The organism is Rhizobium sp. 1399, from assembly GCF_031455475.1.
Taxonomy (GTDB): Bacteria; Pseudomonadota; Alphaproteobacteria; order Rhizobiales; family Rhizobiaceae; genus Rhizobium.
Window position 1 is genome coordinate 21,622 of sequence record NZ_JAVDSU010000026.1, and the last position, 15,418, is coordinate 37,039.

The following is a 15,418-nucleotide window of genomic DNA, read 5'->3' on the forward strand; positions in this document are numbered from 1 at the left end:
TCTTAACCCCTCAGCCTCGATAGGATGTCTGTACACTGACGGGTGCGAGGTTGAAATGGGAATTGTTCGCTGAATAGGAGAGTTTCGCATCACGTTGCAATCGGGCAACCTGATGCGAAGACTTATGGCGCGGCAGCGTCAGGCGATCAGCGCAAGCACTGCGCATCAGCTGCCGCGTCATTTGCAATCTGGTCGTATCGGCACCGGTGCGCGCTGCCTGGCCGGGCGCCATGTAAACCGGTGTCTTTCCGTCAGGGCCGATCGCCTGTACGGGCGCCTTGTCGCCAACGATCGTGTCTAGCAGCATGCTATCCGTGAGGGCGCCGTTCCCGCGCAACCGTTCATTCTGCTGTGCTCGCCACTCGGTTTCGCTCAGTGGCTTGGGTTGGCCGAGGATCGTGCGGCCGTCGGGCGTGACGACGGTGTCGCCCTGGCCGGCGTTGACTGTGCCGACCTGTGTTTCGGGTACGCCGAACAGGCTGGCGATCGACGGCGGAACCATACGCGTCTCGCCCTGGCCGACGGGCGCCAGCATCGACGTCGTGATGTCTTTCGTGTTGTTCAGCTTCGTCTGATCGAGCGTCGTGCGCGCGGTGACGTCAGTGTTGTAGCGTCGGTCACACTACTCCTGCACATCACCTCATGGTGGACTAGGGCGAAAGCGTTACAAGATGCCGTTGGTCACACGGTGGTCATCAACGCGGAAAGCACCGCAAGGCTTACCTGGCAGAAGCGGGCGGATAGTGCTCCATCAAAAATCGGTCAAGTCGAGCCGACGCGTCGTCTGGGGCCACAAAGAAAAGCCTCGGTGAATCAAGATTATCTGGATATGTGACCCGGATTTGTGAGTGCAGGGTCTAAAGTAACACGGGCTTGCTTACGGAAGCTTGTCGATATTAAGACCAAACCACGCAAGTGAGCTCTTCTTCTCAGAAGTCAGCTTTGACCCGGCGGTCTTTACATAGGGGAGGAGGGCGGCCCCGATCCTTGTCAGCGCCGGTCCAACCTTTCGAGGATCTCCAAGCTTTAGAAGAAGGCTGACGTCGCTTTCGACCGTGGTTCGCGCACTATCAAGCGTTGTGACGTTGAGACGGTTCCAGAAATAGACCCGGGCGAGAAGGGCGAGTTCGTCTGCGGGGGCGAGCCGGGCTGACATCGTCATCAGCCGCGCAATTGATTTTGGTTCTTGGGCAATTACGGCACGAACGATCGCAAGCCTGAGCCAGAGATTGCTGTCGGTCGGCATGCAGGAGACGGCGTGGCGCATGTACCGCTCGGCGTCGTCTGCAGCCTTGGCCCAGGCCTCGTAGCTCGTGATCTCGTTGGACGTGTCCAGCCTATTCAGCACCAGTGTCGTGCCGGCCATGACGATATCCGAGCGACAATAGTCGCCGGACACGATGGTGTCGGTATTGGCGGCTGTCCTGGCGAGCGTATCAGGGCCGACCTGTTCAGATTGCTCAAGTCTCTCCGCGACGAGAAATACGTCAGCAAAGCGTGCTGACTGCCTTATATTGCCGATAGCAAAGGCCAATAATGCGATCGCGGTCAAGATAAAAAGGATGGAAAGGGGGGAGGGAGGTGACAGCACAACCGGGGCCGTGGCCCTTCGCCGTGTTTGTCCGCTTGCCTTGGCGCGCTGAGACATGTCCTACCGGTCCGACCTGCTGCAGGAACGATCGGCTCCACTGCCGGCAACGACTCGCGCGCGATAGGAGCTTTTCTTTAAATGTTGAAGGGAGAAGAAGGGAGGCCGAACGGCCTCTCCTGAATGCACTACGCTGATTTTGAAAGCGTATTAGATGCTACCGCTGACAGAACTGTTGCGGACAATGGTAAAGTTGCCGCCGCCTGAAGCGTTTGTCTGCAGCGAACCCGCACCTTGCGTAGCGCCACCGCCATCCGCACCGTCAGCCGGCCCACCCAAACCTGATGCACCAGGACCGCTGATGTCACCGCCACCAGCCGGGCCTGCACCTGGGCCTGCCCCGCCGAGTGCCGCAACAGCGGTCTGGCCGGTCAGCGATGCTTCAAATGCCGTGCGGAAGCTGCCGAGCGCCGGATTGTTGACGATTGCGGCTGCGACAGCTGCCGCAATCTCGTCAGCGAGATCGGAGTGCTGCGGACGGCAAACGTTGACGGCGCGCCCAAGGCCAGCGCCGATAGCTGCTCTTTGAGCAGCCGTCGTCGCCGGGTTGGCCGCCAGCGTCAGGAGCGCTGCCGTCACGTTTGTTTCGGTTGCTGCGAGATCGCGAACCGAGCCGGTGAGCAGCGTGTCCGACGGGTTGCCCGCCAGAATGCTTGCAGGTGTCGTATTGAAGGCGTCCATCTGCGAGCCACTTGCCGAACCCGGACCCGAAAAGCAGTTGCCTGCAAAGGACGACGTCGCAAAGCAAAGGGCGCCAAATGCAAACACAACTGTGCCCTTTAATGTATTCTTCCCTGCGTTTACCATTCCCAGCCTCCAAAAGATAACGGGCTTATATCATAAACTCCGCTGAGCACCAGTCCGTTCAATGTCAGGTGCCCGAAGTATCGTTTAATATATTTAATCTCCGAGTTCTCGGACCGCCTCGCGGGTATCGAGGGCATCGTTAGAAACGCCCCTGACCGTAGAGGTAACCGAGTTCAGGATGTCCAGGAACTTCACGAGCTCGACAGACTTCGCGTTGGAGATATACATGACATCCTTGTCATGCATGCGGAACTCCTGAACTGCGAACAGGGTTGCCGGATCGCGCAGATTCGCCCGGAAGATGACTGGGACCTGGTCATCCTTGAAGCGGCTGGTGTCGATTTTCAGACGCTGAAGTGTACCGCGGTCGACCTTTCGATAGACCACGACTTCGCGCGGATCTGCGCGCGTATCGATGAGCCCGCCGGCCTTCGCCATGGCTTCGCCAAGGGTCAGGTTGGAATCCTCGAAGTCGATGCGATTGTTGATGCCGGAGGCGCCTAGTGCGAGGAAGGTTCGGCGCTCGTGTTCGACCGAAACAGTGTCGCCCGGCGCGAGGAAGATATTCTCCGACGGATTCTTCAACAGCGTTTCATAAGCGATCGATGCCGTCTTACCGCGACGCTGGAGCGTGACGTTGGTTTCAATATTAGGCGTTGTAAGGCCGCCTGCCTCGGAGATGGCGTCGAGGATACGATCACCGGCCGGCGAAAGAACGATCTTTTGCGGATTATTAACGTCGCCGACGACGGCTACTTCCGATGAGCGGCTGGTAGTAGTGGTTAGAACGACCTGCGGCTCGATCGCGCGGCTTGCCAGCTTGTCTTCGATATCCTGCTCGATTTCTTCCTTCATTCGACCAGCGGCGGGAACGCGGCCCGCGTAAGGAATGCTGATCGTTCCGGCTTTATCGATCGTCTGCTGGGGCAGGGTGATATAGTTGCCTGGACGGCTGCCGGCGTCGGATGGAATGAAGAGACCGCCGGACTGAGCTTCGAAAATTGAAACCTGCACGACATCGCCGAAGCCGAGCGGAATATCCGGAGCACCCCCGCGGCCACCGCCGAATCCGGTGCGCAGAGAGCTCGTGGGGATCTGATCGAAATAGGGCAGAATTCCCTTGTTGAGATCGATCAAAACATAGTCGATTCCAACCTTTCGGTCGGGTGTCGTGACCTTAATTGCTGCAGCGCGGTCGATCTCCGTATGATCGGGACCGGACCTGGGGAGAGACGTGCAGCTGGAAAGCACGATCAGCATCGATACGACGATGCCGCTACGGCGAGTTACAGGAATGCGCATCATGACCCTACTTAGTAATAGCTGGAAACTGTCTAGCCCGTCGACAACTTAAAAGACAAGTAATTATCCGACCCCGTCAGGTACTCCATACCTAACAGAAGGTTATTGTGGCAATAGGGCAACATGGATTGTCCCATTTATGGTAAATATGGTAAATTAGCATAGGTTGATACGTTAAGATCCTGCCGCAATTCAACTACAACCAAAACGAATATTATGCTTTTCTTTAATGGCGATTTTATGTATCGGCGGCCTTGAAATCGTCATATTTTAAACAGTTCGACGGGGTGGCCGATTCGTAGCTCGGCTGACACGTCCTTCCTGTTTTCACTGACTCTTTCTTCGCGACCGCAGCAAATTGAAATGACGGCCGCCAGAAATGCCATCAAAAAAATGGCAAACCCGGGAATTTGAATCGAGAAGTCCACGGTCGCATGGGCCGCCGTCAAAATCGTGGCGGCGCAACCCAAGATGGAGTAATGCCTCAGTCGATGGCGAGCCCGATAGCCAGTCCAGAAGGCTCGGATAAGCACAGAAAAAATCAACACGGCGACGATGGGGGATATTATCCCCAACGTCAGGAAGCCCTCGAGATAGGAGTTATGAGCCCTGTCGACGATGCCGCCGATTCCGCAATCCGGGGTCCGATAAGCCGAATAGACAGTGCGGAATGTACCGAAGCCGGTTCCCTGAAGCCAGTTTTGCGAAAGGGCGTGGACCGTATCTGACCATATGCAGAAGCGGCCATCGTCCGTGCCTCGCTGGTCGGCACGCAGGATGGCTCTGCCGCCGAAAATCGCGATGAAAACGAGGACAATAGCAATTGCGCTGGCTGTCAGCCACCAATTGCGGGGCGTCGAGCCGCCGGCTTGCGGGAACAGCCGGGAACGCGCGCTTTTCCATTGGCTGGCGAGATAGGGAAGATAGAGGACCGAGCCCAGGCCTGTCACAACAAGCCCTGCACGGGACTGGGTGAGCATCAGCGCGGTGAGGCAGGAAAGGCCGAGGCCGGCAAAAACCCAGAAACCGAGGCCCTCCTTGAAATTGCCAGATGGCGCGGATGAAAAACCGAAGTAAGCGCGGCCATTTTCCGACGCGAATGTCGCCGCCAGGAGAAATCCGAGCCCCAGGAAGGTTGCCGCCGTATTGCGGTTGACGAAAACGGCGGTAAGGCTATCGAGATAATAGCGCTTGCTTTCAGTCAGCAACATCTTCGGAAACAGCAGGAACTGGCTAAGCCCGAAGAGGGAGATCAAACCTGCGCCAACTGCAAGCACTATCAGGATACGGCGCGCGCGCTTGTCCGTGTCGGCAATGATGAGGCCGGTCAAAAAAGTCATGGCAGGTAGCGCAATATATAGGAGAGAAGCAAGCGTATCGGCCGGCGCTACCGAAATCGTATCCCTTGATACCCCTGCAAGAACATTTGCATCCTTCCAGATGGGATTGATGAGAGAGGGCCAGGGGATATGGACCGTCTGGATGACGATCCAGGCTGAGGTGACGATGAAGAGCAGCAGCGCCCAGACGAAGACCCAGCGGCCGCGCCGGGGTTCTCCGAAGAGCATGAGCGCAGCAACACCCAGCGTGAACATGCAAATGGCGACCGCTGCGAAGGGCGTCGCATCGACCAGGCCGAAAGGAATGACAGCCGCCAGCACAAGCGCGCTATAAAGACCGGCAAATGTGCTCTTTAATCTATCCGTTACAGCCACGGCGAAAACTTTTATGAACCATCGGCCGCCCCTCCGGCACCGTTATGCTTGTCTCTGCAAGAAATCCGCGAATTTTGCAACCCTGTCCAATGGCGGTGTGACACTCGCACTGGAAAGTGCCCGCGTGCGATTGCACCTCGAAAAAAGCATTCCGCTAAAATTGTTCTGATCGATTTAAAAGGATCGAGATTCCTTTCCCGTATGGTCCCGGTCATTGATCGGGGTTGGATAGAACTGCGACCAGGGATCAAAAGCCGGATTTCAACCGGCATGGACATTTGACCGTGTAGCGGTCGTCGAAACGGGGTAAGAAAATGTTTAAGCAGGCACTGATTACGGCGGTGACGCTTGCATCTCTGTTTGCGGTTCAGACCGCAGAGGCGGCTGGTCCCGCCGGTATTGCCCGCGGATTGAAGACAGCGCCGGCATTCAGCTATATTTCTGAAAAGCGCCGCACTACAGCACCTTTTGCGCACGTGATGTTCTGCGCTCAAAATCCCAATGAGTGCGTGGCACGGGGCGGAGCTTCGGAAGTTTCGCTGAGCGCGTTCGCAAGCAAGCAGCTTCGATCAGTCAATGCCTCGGTCAACCGCTCGATCCGCTCGGTCAACGACCGCCCTGATGAGGGCGATGTCTGGCAGGTGAATGTGAAATCCGGTGACTGCGAGGATTTTGCGCTGACGAAGCGTGATCATCTCATCGCCATGGGTTGGTCGCCGAAGGCGCTGCGTATCGCCGTTACCAAGACGCCCTATGGCGAAGGCCACGCTGTTCTCGTCGTCAAGACCGATCAAGGCGATCTGGTGCTCGACAACCGCACAAACGCGATCAAAGGCTGGAAGGATACGGATCTTCGCTGGGTGATGATCCAGTCGGGCGACAACCCGCGGGTATGGTACGAATTGTAAAGAATTACCCATGCTTGAACCGATAAACCAGGCCGTCACACGGATGTCTTCCCACGCCGCTGATACTTGAGCGAATGGCGTCTTCGCACAACTTCTAGCTTACCGGGCGCGATGTCCAAAGACAACTATTGAGGCATCCGCTGAATTCGTGGCGTCTCGCTTCCTCTCTGGCCCGGCCGCGAGCGGCGGCCAATCCAGGGCAACTCAACATTAGGTACACGCTGTAGTTATCAAAATAATTCGAAGCAACAGAAACGTTAGAGCCATTGTTTTTGAAAGCAATTAAGTTCTTTTACAACGCGTTAAACATGTGTATCAGATCTGCGGCGTCGAACTATCTCGGTCAACAGGTCAAGTACAAAGTGTCCCTCGCTCGAACATGGCATGCTTTCGTTGCGGTTGCATTTGCAAGCGGCTTTATTAATCTGCTGCATTTGACTGGTTCCCTCTTCATGCTTGAGGTCTATGACCGCATCCTGCCGAGCAAAAGTATCCCGTCTTTGATCGCGCTATGTGCGCTTGTCCTTTTGCTCTACGGATTCCAAATGGGATTCGATGTGGTTCGAGGCCAGATGTTGACCCGGGTCGCTGACATTTTGGACCAGCAACTGGAAGGGCGCATGTATAGGGCGCTCCTCAAAATGCCTTTCTCAGGCGAGGTCAGGGGGGATGGCCTACAGGCCCTTTCCGACCTCGATCAGATTCGCGGATTTCTTTCGAGCAACGGTCCTAATGCGCTGTTCGATTTTCCGTGGCTGCCCTTTTATCTCCTCATTTGTTTCATGCTGCACCCTTGGATCGGCATCAGCGTTTTTGCAGGCGCGGTCATTCTGGTCGCCATCACGGTGCTCACAAATTGGTCCACGACATCACTGAATGAGAGTGCAGCGAGTGCTCGCGCTCAACGCAATATCTTTGCGGGCGGTAGTGTTCGCAACGCCGAAGCCATTCAGGCGATGGGCATGGCAGGCACTATGATAGTTATCTGGCGTGAGCTGCACGGCCGGTACAAACGCCAGAGCCGGCGAGGTGCCGATATAGTGGGCGCTTATGGTGCTGCGTCACGAGTGGCGCGCATGATCATTCAGTCTGGCGTTATGGCGGTGGGCGCTGTTCTGGTCGTGAATGGCGACGCCACGGCGGGTAGCATTATCGCCGGATCAATCCTGTCAGCAAAAGCTCTTGCTCCCCTCGAACAGGCGATTGGTAACTGGCGCAGCTTCACATCGGCACGGCAGGGCTGGAAGCGACTTCAGAAATTTTTCGAAATTGTGCCGGAGGGAGAGGCTTGCATGTCCTTGCCTCGACCGGCATTCACCTTCTCGGTCGAGAATTTAACCGGCTCCCCCCCTGGCGGGTCTGCAATTACGCTGGTGGACGTTTCCTTCGAACTTCAAGCTGGAAACGCTCTTGGAGTGATCGGACCGAGTGCATCCGGAAAGTCGACGCTTGCCCGTCTTATCGTCGGCGCCTGGCCGATACGCCACGGTAAGGTGCGATTTGATGGTGCAAGCCTGGACCAGTGGGACATGGACGAGCTTGGCCAATATCTCGGCTATCTCCCGCAAACTGTCGAACTGATGGCTGGCACGGTCGCACAGAATATCGCTCGCTTCCGGCCTGACGCGACAGGTGCCTCGATCATCGATGCGGCGAAAGCGGCGAATGTTCATGATCTCATCTTGAACTTGCCGGCTGGCTACAAGACCAAGATCGGCTCCAACGGTGAAGCGCTTTCTGCGGGTCAAAAGCAGCGTATTGCCCTGGCACGCGCGCTTTATGGAGATCCGTTTTTAGTGGTGCTGGACGAACCGAATTCCAATCTCGATGCCGAAGGCGAAAACGCTCTCAGCAATGCGATTGCCAATGTCAAGGCAAGAGGTGGGATTGTGATCGTCATCGCCCATCGTCCGAGCGCGCTTGCCAATGTGGATCTGGTTGCAGTTATAGCTGCCGGGAGAATGCAGCGCTTTGGTACGAAGGAAGAGATTTTCGGGCAGATGCTGCGTCAGAATATTCGGCCGGTCACATCAGACCATCAGCCGCGAGTTATCGAAGACGCCGGTTCGTCACCGGCAGCAAACGACGTGTGACGGTGACTGTTATGCAACTACGAAATCTCGCCAAGTTACCACTTGCCAAACACATCGCCATTGTCGTTCTGTTGGCATTCGGCTTGGTCGTTGGCGTTTTTGGGTGGGCTATGACAACCGAGCTTTCGAGTGCGGTTATCGCGTCTGGCCATGTCGTCGTCGAGGGCAATACGAAGAAGATCCAGCATCTCGTTGGTGGGATTGTCAGCGAAATCGACGTGAAAGAAGGCGATCGGGTTGACGCTAATCAAGTGCTCGTCCGCCTGAATGGAACAGTCGTACAGGCCAATCTTTCTATTTCCGAGAATACGCTTGCGCAGCTCTATGCGCGCCGCGCTAGATTGCAGGCCGAAGCGTCGCGTGCCTCTGAGTTGACGGTGCCCGAAAAGCTATCCGAGCTTACAACGTCTAAGTCGACCACAACGCTGGTTGCAAGCGAGCAGAACCTGTTCGTCAGCCGCAAGAATGCGCTTGAAGGCATGAAGAGACAGGTCGCCACACGCAAGCAGCAATTGACAGACGAGGTGGATGGCCTCACCGTCCAGGTCAACGCGATCCGAGATCAAGTTGACCTTGTTGATCAAGACCTCGAGAAGGTTAACACGCTCTATCAAAAGGGCCTGACAACCCAACAACGGCTGAATGACTATAAGCGCCGTAAGTCTGAGCTTGAAGGGCAAATGGGCCAGGGTATCGCGGCTCGCGCACAAACCGAAGGCAAAATCGGTGAGCTTGACCTTCAACTCCTGCAACTCGATGAGGATCGGCAATCGGAGGTTTCCAAGGATCTGACCTCTGTTGAGGCCAGTATCGCTGAGTATGAAGAGCGATTGGCCGCGACAAGGGACCAACTCGCACGCTTGGAGATTCGCGCACCGATTGCCGGGCGCATCTATCAGCTGAGCGTTCACAATGTTAACGCAGTAGTCCAGCCGGGAGAGGTTCTGATGCTGGTCGTCCCCGAGCATGACGAGTTGCAGGTTGAAGCAACGATCGCACCCAGGGACATCGATCAGATTTACAAAGGGCAGCCGGTCGATATCCGTTTTACGGCGTTCAACCAGACAACGACGCCCGACATTGGCGGCAAGGTGTCCGTTATCTCACCGGACCTTCAGACCGACCCCCGCACCGGTGCATCATTTTATACGCTGAGGATAACGCCTGACATGGCAACCCTGAAAGACCTGTCTGAAGGTTCTCTTTATCCGGGCATGCCTGCTGAAATCTTTATTAAAATCGCGGACCGCACGGTTATATCGTATTTTTCCAAGCCATTCGCAGATAGGTTGAGGTTGGCATTCAGAGAAGAGTGACCGCGAAGCGAAATTGTCCCAAAAAGAGTTAGCTCAAATATCCTTTTCGTCGTTGTTACACACTTGCCAAAATTTTATGCTTATCTATTAGTAAAAATAGACGTTTGTCGCTGCTGAACTTCGTGTGTCGGGCGTCACAAGTAAAGTTTTATTCAAAAAAGCAATGGAGAACATTCATGGCAGGTTTAGCAGTCACATTCGGCAACGGTGGTGCGTCTAACGTTTCCGACCTTCTGAGCATCGACGCCCAGAATTCCAACGCCCTTGACGATAGCACCCAGCAGCATGAAACGACGAACGGTAACGGATCGTCGATCGGATCCGGCCCCGTAACGGTTGGCGGTCCTGGTGTGGGCGGTGAAGTTGCCCTCAGCTTTGATCAGAACTCGAATTCCTTCGTATTTGACGTTGTCGGGAAATGGAATTCTGTCAGAAACGTGCTGGCACAATCTGACAGCGCAGAGAACGTTTATTTCAAGGATTTCGTCCAGGCTGACGTTCACCTCGGTGGCAGCAGCGCGTCGTCCGTAGAGATTCTGAACGTAAAGCGTGCAAACGTTTCGACCGGCGCCGGCAACGACACGGTTACCATCTCGCTGTTGACGAATGACAGCAGCTGGGTAAATGCGGTAGCCGTCAACACAGGCGCCGGCAACGATACGATCACGATCAAGTCTGGCGTAGGCTTCAAGGATGGTTCGGACGCTGGTACCGGCGGAATCACCGGAGCGACTGCTTTCAACGGTGGCAATGGTTTCACGGACGGTCGCTACACAACCGTCGATATCAAGGCTGGCGCCGGCAACGACACGGTCGATCTTTCGGGTGTCAACCTGAAGTCTTCGACGGTTGAGGGCGGTACGGGGATCGATCACCTGATCGCAAGCAGCGGTGCGGATACGTTCGTCTTCCATCTCGGCGACATGGCCAAGTCCATAATCACGGACACGATCGACGGGTTTAACGCAACCATGGACAAGCTCAAACTCGTGGGTACCGTGGAAAATGATTGGACCGCGACGGACTTCGGTGGCGACGCCGTTGTTCAATACGTCGGTGCAGATCTCGCCCACAAGGGTGAAACGATTGTTCTGAGCAACGTCGACGCTGGCGGTTTCCATAATTGGTTCACTGCCTAAGGATCGACGCTGATTCCCGATGCAAGAACATGCCGCCGAGAGGCGGCATGTCGCTTTGTGGCATCGGGCAATGACTAGACTTTCAGATGGAAACGTCGCTTTTGCCGGAGCAAAGATCCATTTCGCGATTGGGCGGCGCCAGCACCAACTACAATTGCTAATGGACCGGATCGATACGAACGACGTGTCGGAGACCTGGGAGGCAGTTCCATATCCCAACGGTGCTGTGGTAGATCGGCGCCTAGACGATTGAAGCACTCCGTCTTTCGGCGATCATGGCAGGCAAACGGCGCGTCGGTGTTGCCGCGATGCCTGAAGGCAAGCGAGACAATTCTTCATATTCACCGAGACGCCGCTGTTTCAGGCGCTCGTTGTCTTTGATTTAGGAGACCTCGCGATCCGGAACCTGGCGTGCGCCTGCTTAACAACTGTCCGTGCGGTCGCCACTTCCGAATGTCGTTCAATACCGGCCAACGCCACACCAGTCATAATAGCGGCACGACCCTTTGCTTTCGCCTGTTGCTTGATCCCGTCGTCCTATCTTCACGTTGATAGCGTCCCGCTCGCCAGCAAAACGATTGTCCCTTGAACGAGCGATTCAGCATACAAGAAACTTCTAATCCTCTCCCTTTTGCAGATATGTAACCGAGATAACTTTTTCCTGACGTGTAACTTGGCTAAGGTCTGCGCATCTGTGGCTTGCAAAGGTGAGATGTATGGCAGGTGAAACGGTACTGGTCGTCGGCGGCGCTGGGTATATTGGCTCGCATACGTGTCTCGATTTGGCGAACAAGGGTTACAAGCCCGTCGTCTTCGATAATTTTTCCAACGGCCATCGCGAATTCGTCAAATGGGGACCGGCGGAAGAGGGTGATATTCGCGATCGCGCCCGGCTCGATGAGGTGCTGGCAAAGCACAAGCCGTCGGCGATCCTGCATTTTGCGGCGCTGATCGAAGTCGGCGAATCGGTCAAGGATCCGGTCTCCTTCTATGAGAACAACGTCATCGGCACGCTGACGCTGCTGTCGGCAGCGCAGGCCGCCGGTATCAATGCTTTCGTCTTCTCCTCCACCTGCGCGACCTATGGTCTGCCGCAGAGCGTGCCGCTCGATGAGACGCACCGTCAGGTGCCGATCAATCCCTATGGCCGCACCAAATATATCGTCGAGCAGGCGCTTGCCGATTACGACCAGTACAAGAGCCTTCGCTCCGTCGTGCTGCGCTATTTCAATGCCGCCGGTGCCGATTTCGAAGGCCGGATCGGCGAATGGCACCAGCCGGAAACGCATGCGATCCCGCTGGCGATCGATGCGGCGCTGGGCCGTCGCCAGGGCTTCAAGGTTTTCGGCAGCGATTACGAGACACGCGACGGCACCTGCGTGCGCGACTATATCCATGTTCTCGATCTTGCCGACGCGCATGTGCGTGCCGTCCAGTATCTGCTGGATGGCGGCGAATCCGTTGCGCTCAATCTCGGCACGGGCACCGGTACCACTGTGAAGGAATTGCTCGGCGCGATCGAGGACGTCTCCAACAAGCCCTTCCCGGTCGAATATATCGGTCGTCGTGAAGGCGATTCGCATACGCTGGTCGCCAATAACGACAAAGCGCGAGACGTGCTCGGCTGGGTGCCGCAGTATGATCTCTCGCAGATCATTCAGTCGGCCTGGAACTGGCATGCGAGATCAAATCATCACTGAACGCGGGTCGCGGGCCAGCCCAACAAGCTTACAACCCTCTCGAGACGTAACTTAGGCAAGGGATAGGCGCAGCTCTCGGAGATTGCCCGATTTCAGAGTTTAGGCATGGAGCCTGGCAATGCGTCTATTGCCAGGCTCGGCGATTGAGAAAGCGCCCACGCCATCCTCCTTTGCGTCGTGTGGTCATCGGAAAACTGGTGGCGTGCTGGTCCACCAGAGCAAATTGCCGATCGTTTCTGCCCGATGTCTCGTGGATCGAGAAGGCCGTCAAATAATGTGTTCTCAGCCCACCCAGGATCATAGCACTCGGATGATGGTCGCCGTCGCGACAGTCAAGAACTAAAGCCGGAACTCGCAGTCGCTGTCGCAATGGCGATCGTCTACTTATGTCATGGATCGGTTATAACGTTGGAAATACCCGGACAGCAGCCAGTAAGAACCTCACGAATACACGCACTTCTAACTGAGTTGCACGACACCCACTCCCACCGCGCCATTCGACGTTCATGCGAAAGTGAAACGTGTGCCATGTCGGCGAGAATCCCTGTTGTCCGTCGACTCGTTAATTGAAGGAGAGGCGGAACACAAACTATTGCCCCATCATGGCGCGCAACCCGCTTCATCGATTGGCGAGAATGTCCCGTCCTATGTGCGGAGCTACTGTGGAATAGAATAGAAACTCGTATTAATTATAGAGATCAGTTTATTGCGAGCTCCTTCGGTGACTCATGCGTATCCAATGGCTAATCATAGCTGGACTAGTCAGCGCCCTCATGTGGATTGCGATCTATAATGGATCTCGGGAAACTTTTCGTTCAGTGCAGCCCTTTGGAACCATGCCAATTGTCAGATAATTTACGTCGGGATGACGTTGCAGCCCCCACCATCCCAACCTAGTCTGAGGCGGTCCAACAGCGTTACCGCTCGCTCTGCTCAAATGCTTTTGACCATCGCCCGGTACCCGACATCGCAGAGAAATAAAAGGAAGTTTGATGCTCGCGGGGCTCAATTGGAAAACCTAGTTGACTGCATCAGCTCAAGCCTATCGGGGCGGCTCAAACACTACGGGCAATGTTCCGAACTCTGTTCTTCCTGCCGCTTCAAACGTCCACGACGCCCGCGTGGCAATACCGCATCCGACGTTAGCAACACGGGAACAATCGACCCAACGACCGGCATCAGGACATTCGGCGCGATTGCTGCCTTTGCGACAACTAAGGGTGTCGCTGGCAAACATTCGTTTGTGATGCGGGCCGCCAGCCAGCGCACTCTGACCCCCGTGTCCGATGGTTCAGAGCGATGGGTGCATTTCTTGCCGGGTAAAGCCGCCAACGTAGCGACCACGCCCGTCATTCAGTGACAGCGACAACTACCAAGCGCGGTTGGCGTCAAAGACGCCGCGCTCTTCTTCTGTCATCTGGCGGTACGCCCACTTTCCGTCGATGGCCTTGCGCATGACGAGACCGGTTATCGACATCTTGGTATTGATGTCGACAACCTCGTTGGAAACACGAGCAAATGCCCATTCGTCTTCGTATCCGCCGTTGCGGTAGAGCATCCAGAAGCGCATCAGCGCAGAGTACATGGAATGAATAATGTCTTTGGCGGCTTCGCCAACGGTAGTTGTGCTCATGTAAAGATCCCCGGCAAATTGGAGATGATCTAAACCGCTGCAAAAGACAATCGTTGCTTTTTGGGTGCAGGCCAACGAGCCAGACTTTTTTTGGTAGTTGTTAACCGGCTACCCACCGCATGTTGGCCTGAGATTGATGTACTGAAGGACGCTATCGATAATCTTTATTCTGGCCTCCTATTTCTTCAAATAACCAGGCCAGGATAGCGACGCTCACGAGCGCGGTGAGAAACACTAGGTAGAGCACGATACCAACCGTCAAAGCTAAGACGATGAAGGGGTTCGGTACACAGATAGGCGTGGGTGTTTGCAACTTCGTCATACAGATATCCTCCTAAATTAGGAAGATATCATGTAAGGTTTAGGAAGGAGATATGAGTTTCCTTAAAGTTTTAAATGCGAAAGTGCTGCGATCGGAGCAAAGAGGCGTGCCGCCACCTCGACATCAGCAGCGGTCAGTAGCGATCGGTAGATACGCACCGCCTCACGATCCGGCGATTGGCGGAGCCGGACGGAGTACGATCCTTTCCAAAAGCTTCCTGGCTCGAAGAGTGAGTAGCTCACCAAGGCGCATGCTACCGAGAAGGCCAAATAGATCAGCAGCGCTGAGAAATATGCGGCCGGGTAACCGATCTTCGGTGTAAGGAATGGCACCAAGTTTGACAAATATCGTGATAGCAGCGAGTGTATAAGGCAGAGCGAATATGAAACCATTTCCAAGGAAATGGGAAACAGGATTTCTGAACAACATCTGAGATGCCGAACTCTGCGTCGCTGTAAGGATTACCGCTGCAGCGATGAAAACGTAAAGCGCTATATCTGGTGCACCGGTGACCGCTTCCAGTGCCAACCCGACCAAGGCCACGTAAAGATATGTGCCAGATTTGGTGTCGCTGACCAAACGGGAGTTGGCCCAAAGGTAGAAGCCAGCGATGCTAATTGAAAAGCGCACAGAGCGCCCGGAGCACTGGATAGAAGGTATTCCCAAGCGACGTCCAAATCGCCACCGACGCCCTGGCCGGACCGACAAACCACAATGATTCCGATGAAGCCGACAAGCATGCGCGTGGCCATCGTCGCCTCGGCGACTACGCCTTCTCGCTTCGGCAGCGAGATCCTCTCCTGACACGCTGAACAGCAAGATGCCCAGGTCCGCA

11 protein-coding genes are annotated in these 15,418 nt (G+C 55.4%); 5 read left to right on the forward strand and 6 right to left on the reverse strand.

Annotation, left to right across the window (positions count from 1 at the left end; all coding sequences use genetic code 11):
• Window positions 1–10 precede the first annotated feature (10 nt).
• The 5 genes from J2X71_RS37620 to J2X71_RS37645 all read right to left on the reverse strand — a co-directional run bounded on the left by J2X71_RS37620 (window position 11) and on the right by J2X71_RS37645 (window position 5,418).
• Window positions 11–535 (reverse strand): hypothetical protein, encoded by a 525-nt coding sequence (locus tag J2X71_RS37620; RefSeq protein ID WP_310390497.1) that lies wholly within the window; start codon window positions 533–535, stop codon window positions 11–13.
• A gap of 342 nt (window positions 536–877) precedes the next feature.
• A complete protein-coding gene (locus tag J2X71_RS37630) occupies window positions 878–1,534 on the reverse strand; it encodes a hypothetical protein (protein ID WP_310390498.1) in 657 nt (218 codons plus the stop codon).
• Window positions 1,535–1,798: 264 nt separating this feature from the next.
• Window positions 1,799–2,329 (reverse strand): hypothetical protein, encoded by a 531-nt coding sequence (locus tag J2X71_RS37635; protein ID WP_310390499.1) that lies wholly within the window; start codon window positions 2,327–2,329, stop codon window positions 1,799–1,801.
• Window positions 2,330–2,548: 219 nt separating this feature from the next.
• Complete coding sequence (locus J2X71_RS37640) at window positions 2,549–3,757, reverse strand: polysaccharide biosynthesis/export family protein (protein WP_310390505.1); 1,209 nt, start codon at window positions 3,755–3,757, stop codon at window positions 2,549–2,551.
• Window positions 3,758–4,020: 263 nt separating this feature from the next.
• Window positions 4,021–5,418 (reverse strand): O-antigen ligase family protein, encoded by a 1,398-nt coding sequence (locus J2X71_RS37645; RefSeq protein ID WP_310390500.1) that lies wholly within the window; start codon window positions 5,416–5,418, stop codon window positions 4,021–4,023.
• Window positions 5,419–5,786: 368 nt separating this feature from the next.
• Between J2X71_RS37645 and J2X71_RS37650 the strand changes: the two genes are divergently transcribed.
• The 5 genes from J2X71_RS37650 (at window position 5,787) to galE (ending at window position 12,628) form a co-directional block, all read left to right on the forward strand.
• A complete protein-coding gene (locus J2X71_RS37650) occupies window positions 5,787–6,380 on the forward strand; it encodes a transglutaminase-like cysteine peptidase (RefSeq protein ID WP_310390501.1) in 594 nt (197 codons plus the stop codon).
• A gap of 308 nt (window positions 6,381–6,688) precedes the next feature.
• Complete coding sequence (locus tag J2X71_RS37655; RefSeq protein ID WP_310390506.1) at window positions 6,689–8,473, forward strand: type I secretion system permease/ATPase; 1,785 nt, start codon at window positions 6,689–6,691, stop codon at window positions 8,471–8,473.
• Window positions 8,474–8,484: 11 nt separating this feature from the next.
• Window positions 8,485–9,789 (forward strand): HlyD family type I secretion periplasmic adaptor subunit, encoded by a 1,305-nt coding sequence (locus tag J2X71_RS37660; protein WP_310390507.1) that lies wholly within the window; start codon window positions 8,485–8,487, stop codon window positions 9,787–9,789.
• Between the two features lie 104 nt (window positions 9,790–9,893).
• Complete coding sequence (locus J2X71_RS37665) at window positions 9,894–10,928, forward strand: rhizobiocin (protein ID WP_310390502.1); 1,035 nt, start codon at window positions 9,894–9,896, stop codon at window positions 10,926–10,928.
• A 716-nt stretch (window positions 10,929–11,644) separates the two neighbouring features.
• Window positions 11,645–12,628 (forward strand): UDP-glucose 4-epimerase GalE, encoded by a 984-nt coding sequence (galE, locus tag J2X71_RS37670; protein ID WP_310390503.1) that lies wholly within the window; start codon window positions 11,645–11,647, stop codon window positions 12,626–12,628.
• A 1,369-nt stretch (window positions 12,629–13,997) separates the two neighbouring features.
• Here the strand turns inward: galE and J2X71_RS37675 are convergent.
• Entirely contained in the window at window positions 13,998–14,261 is a 264-nt protein-coding gene (locus J2X71_RS37675; RefSeq protein WP_310390504.1) for a hypothetical protein, read from the reverse strand.
• Window positions 14,262–15,418 lie beyond the last annotated feature (1,157 nt).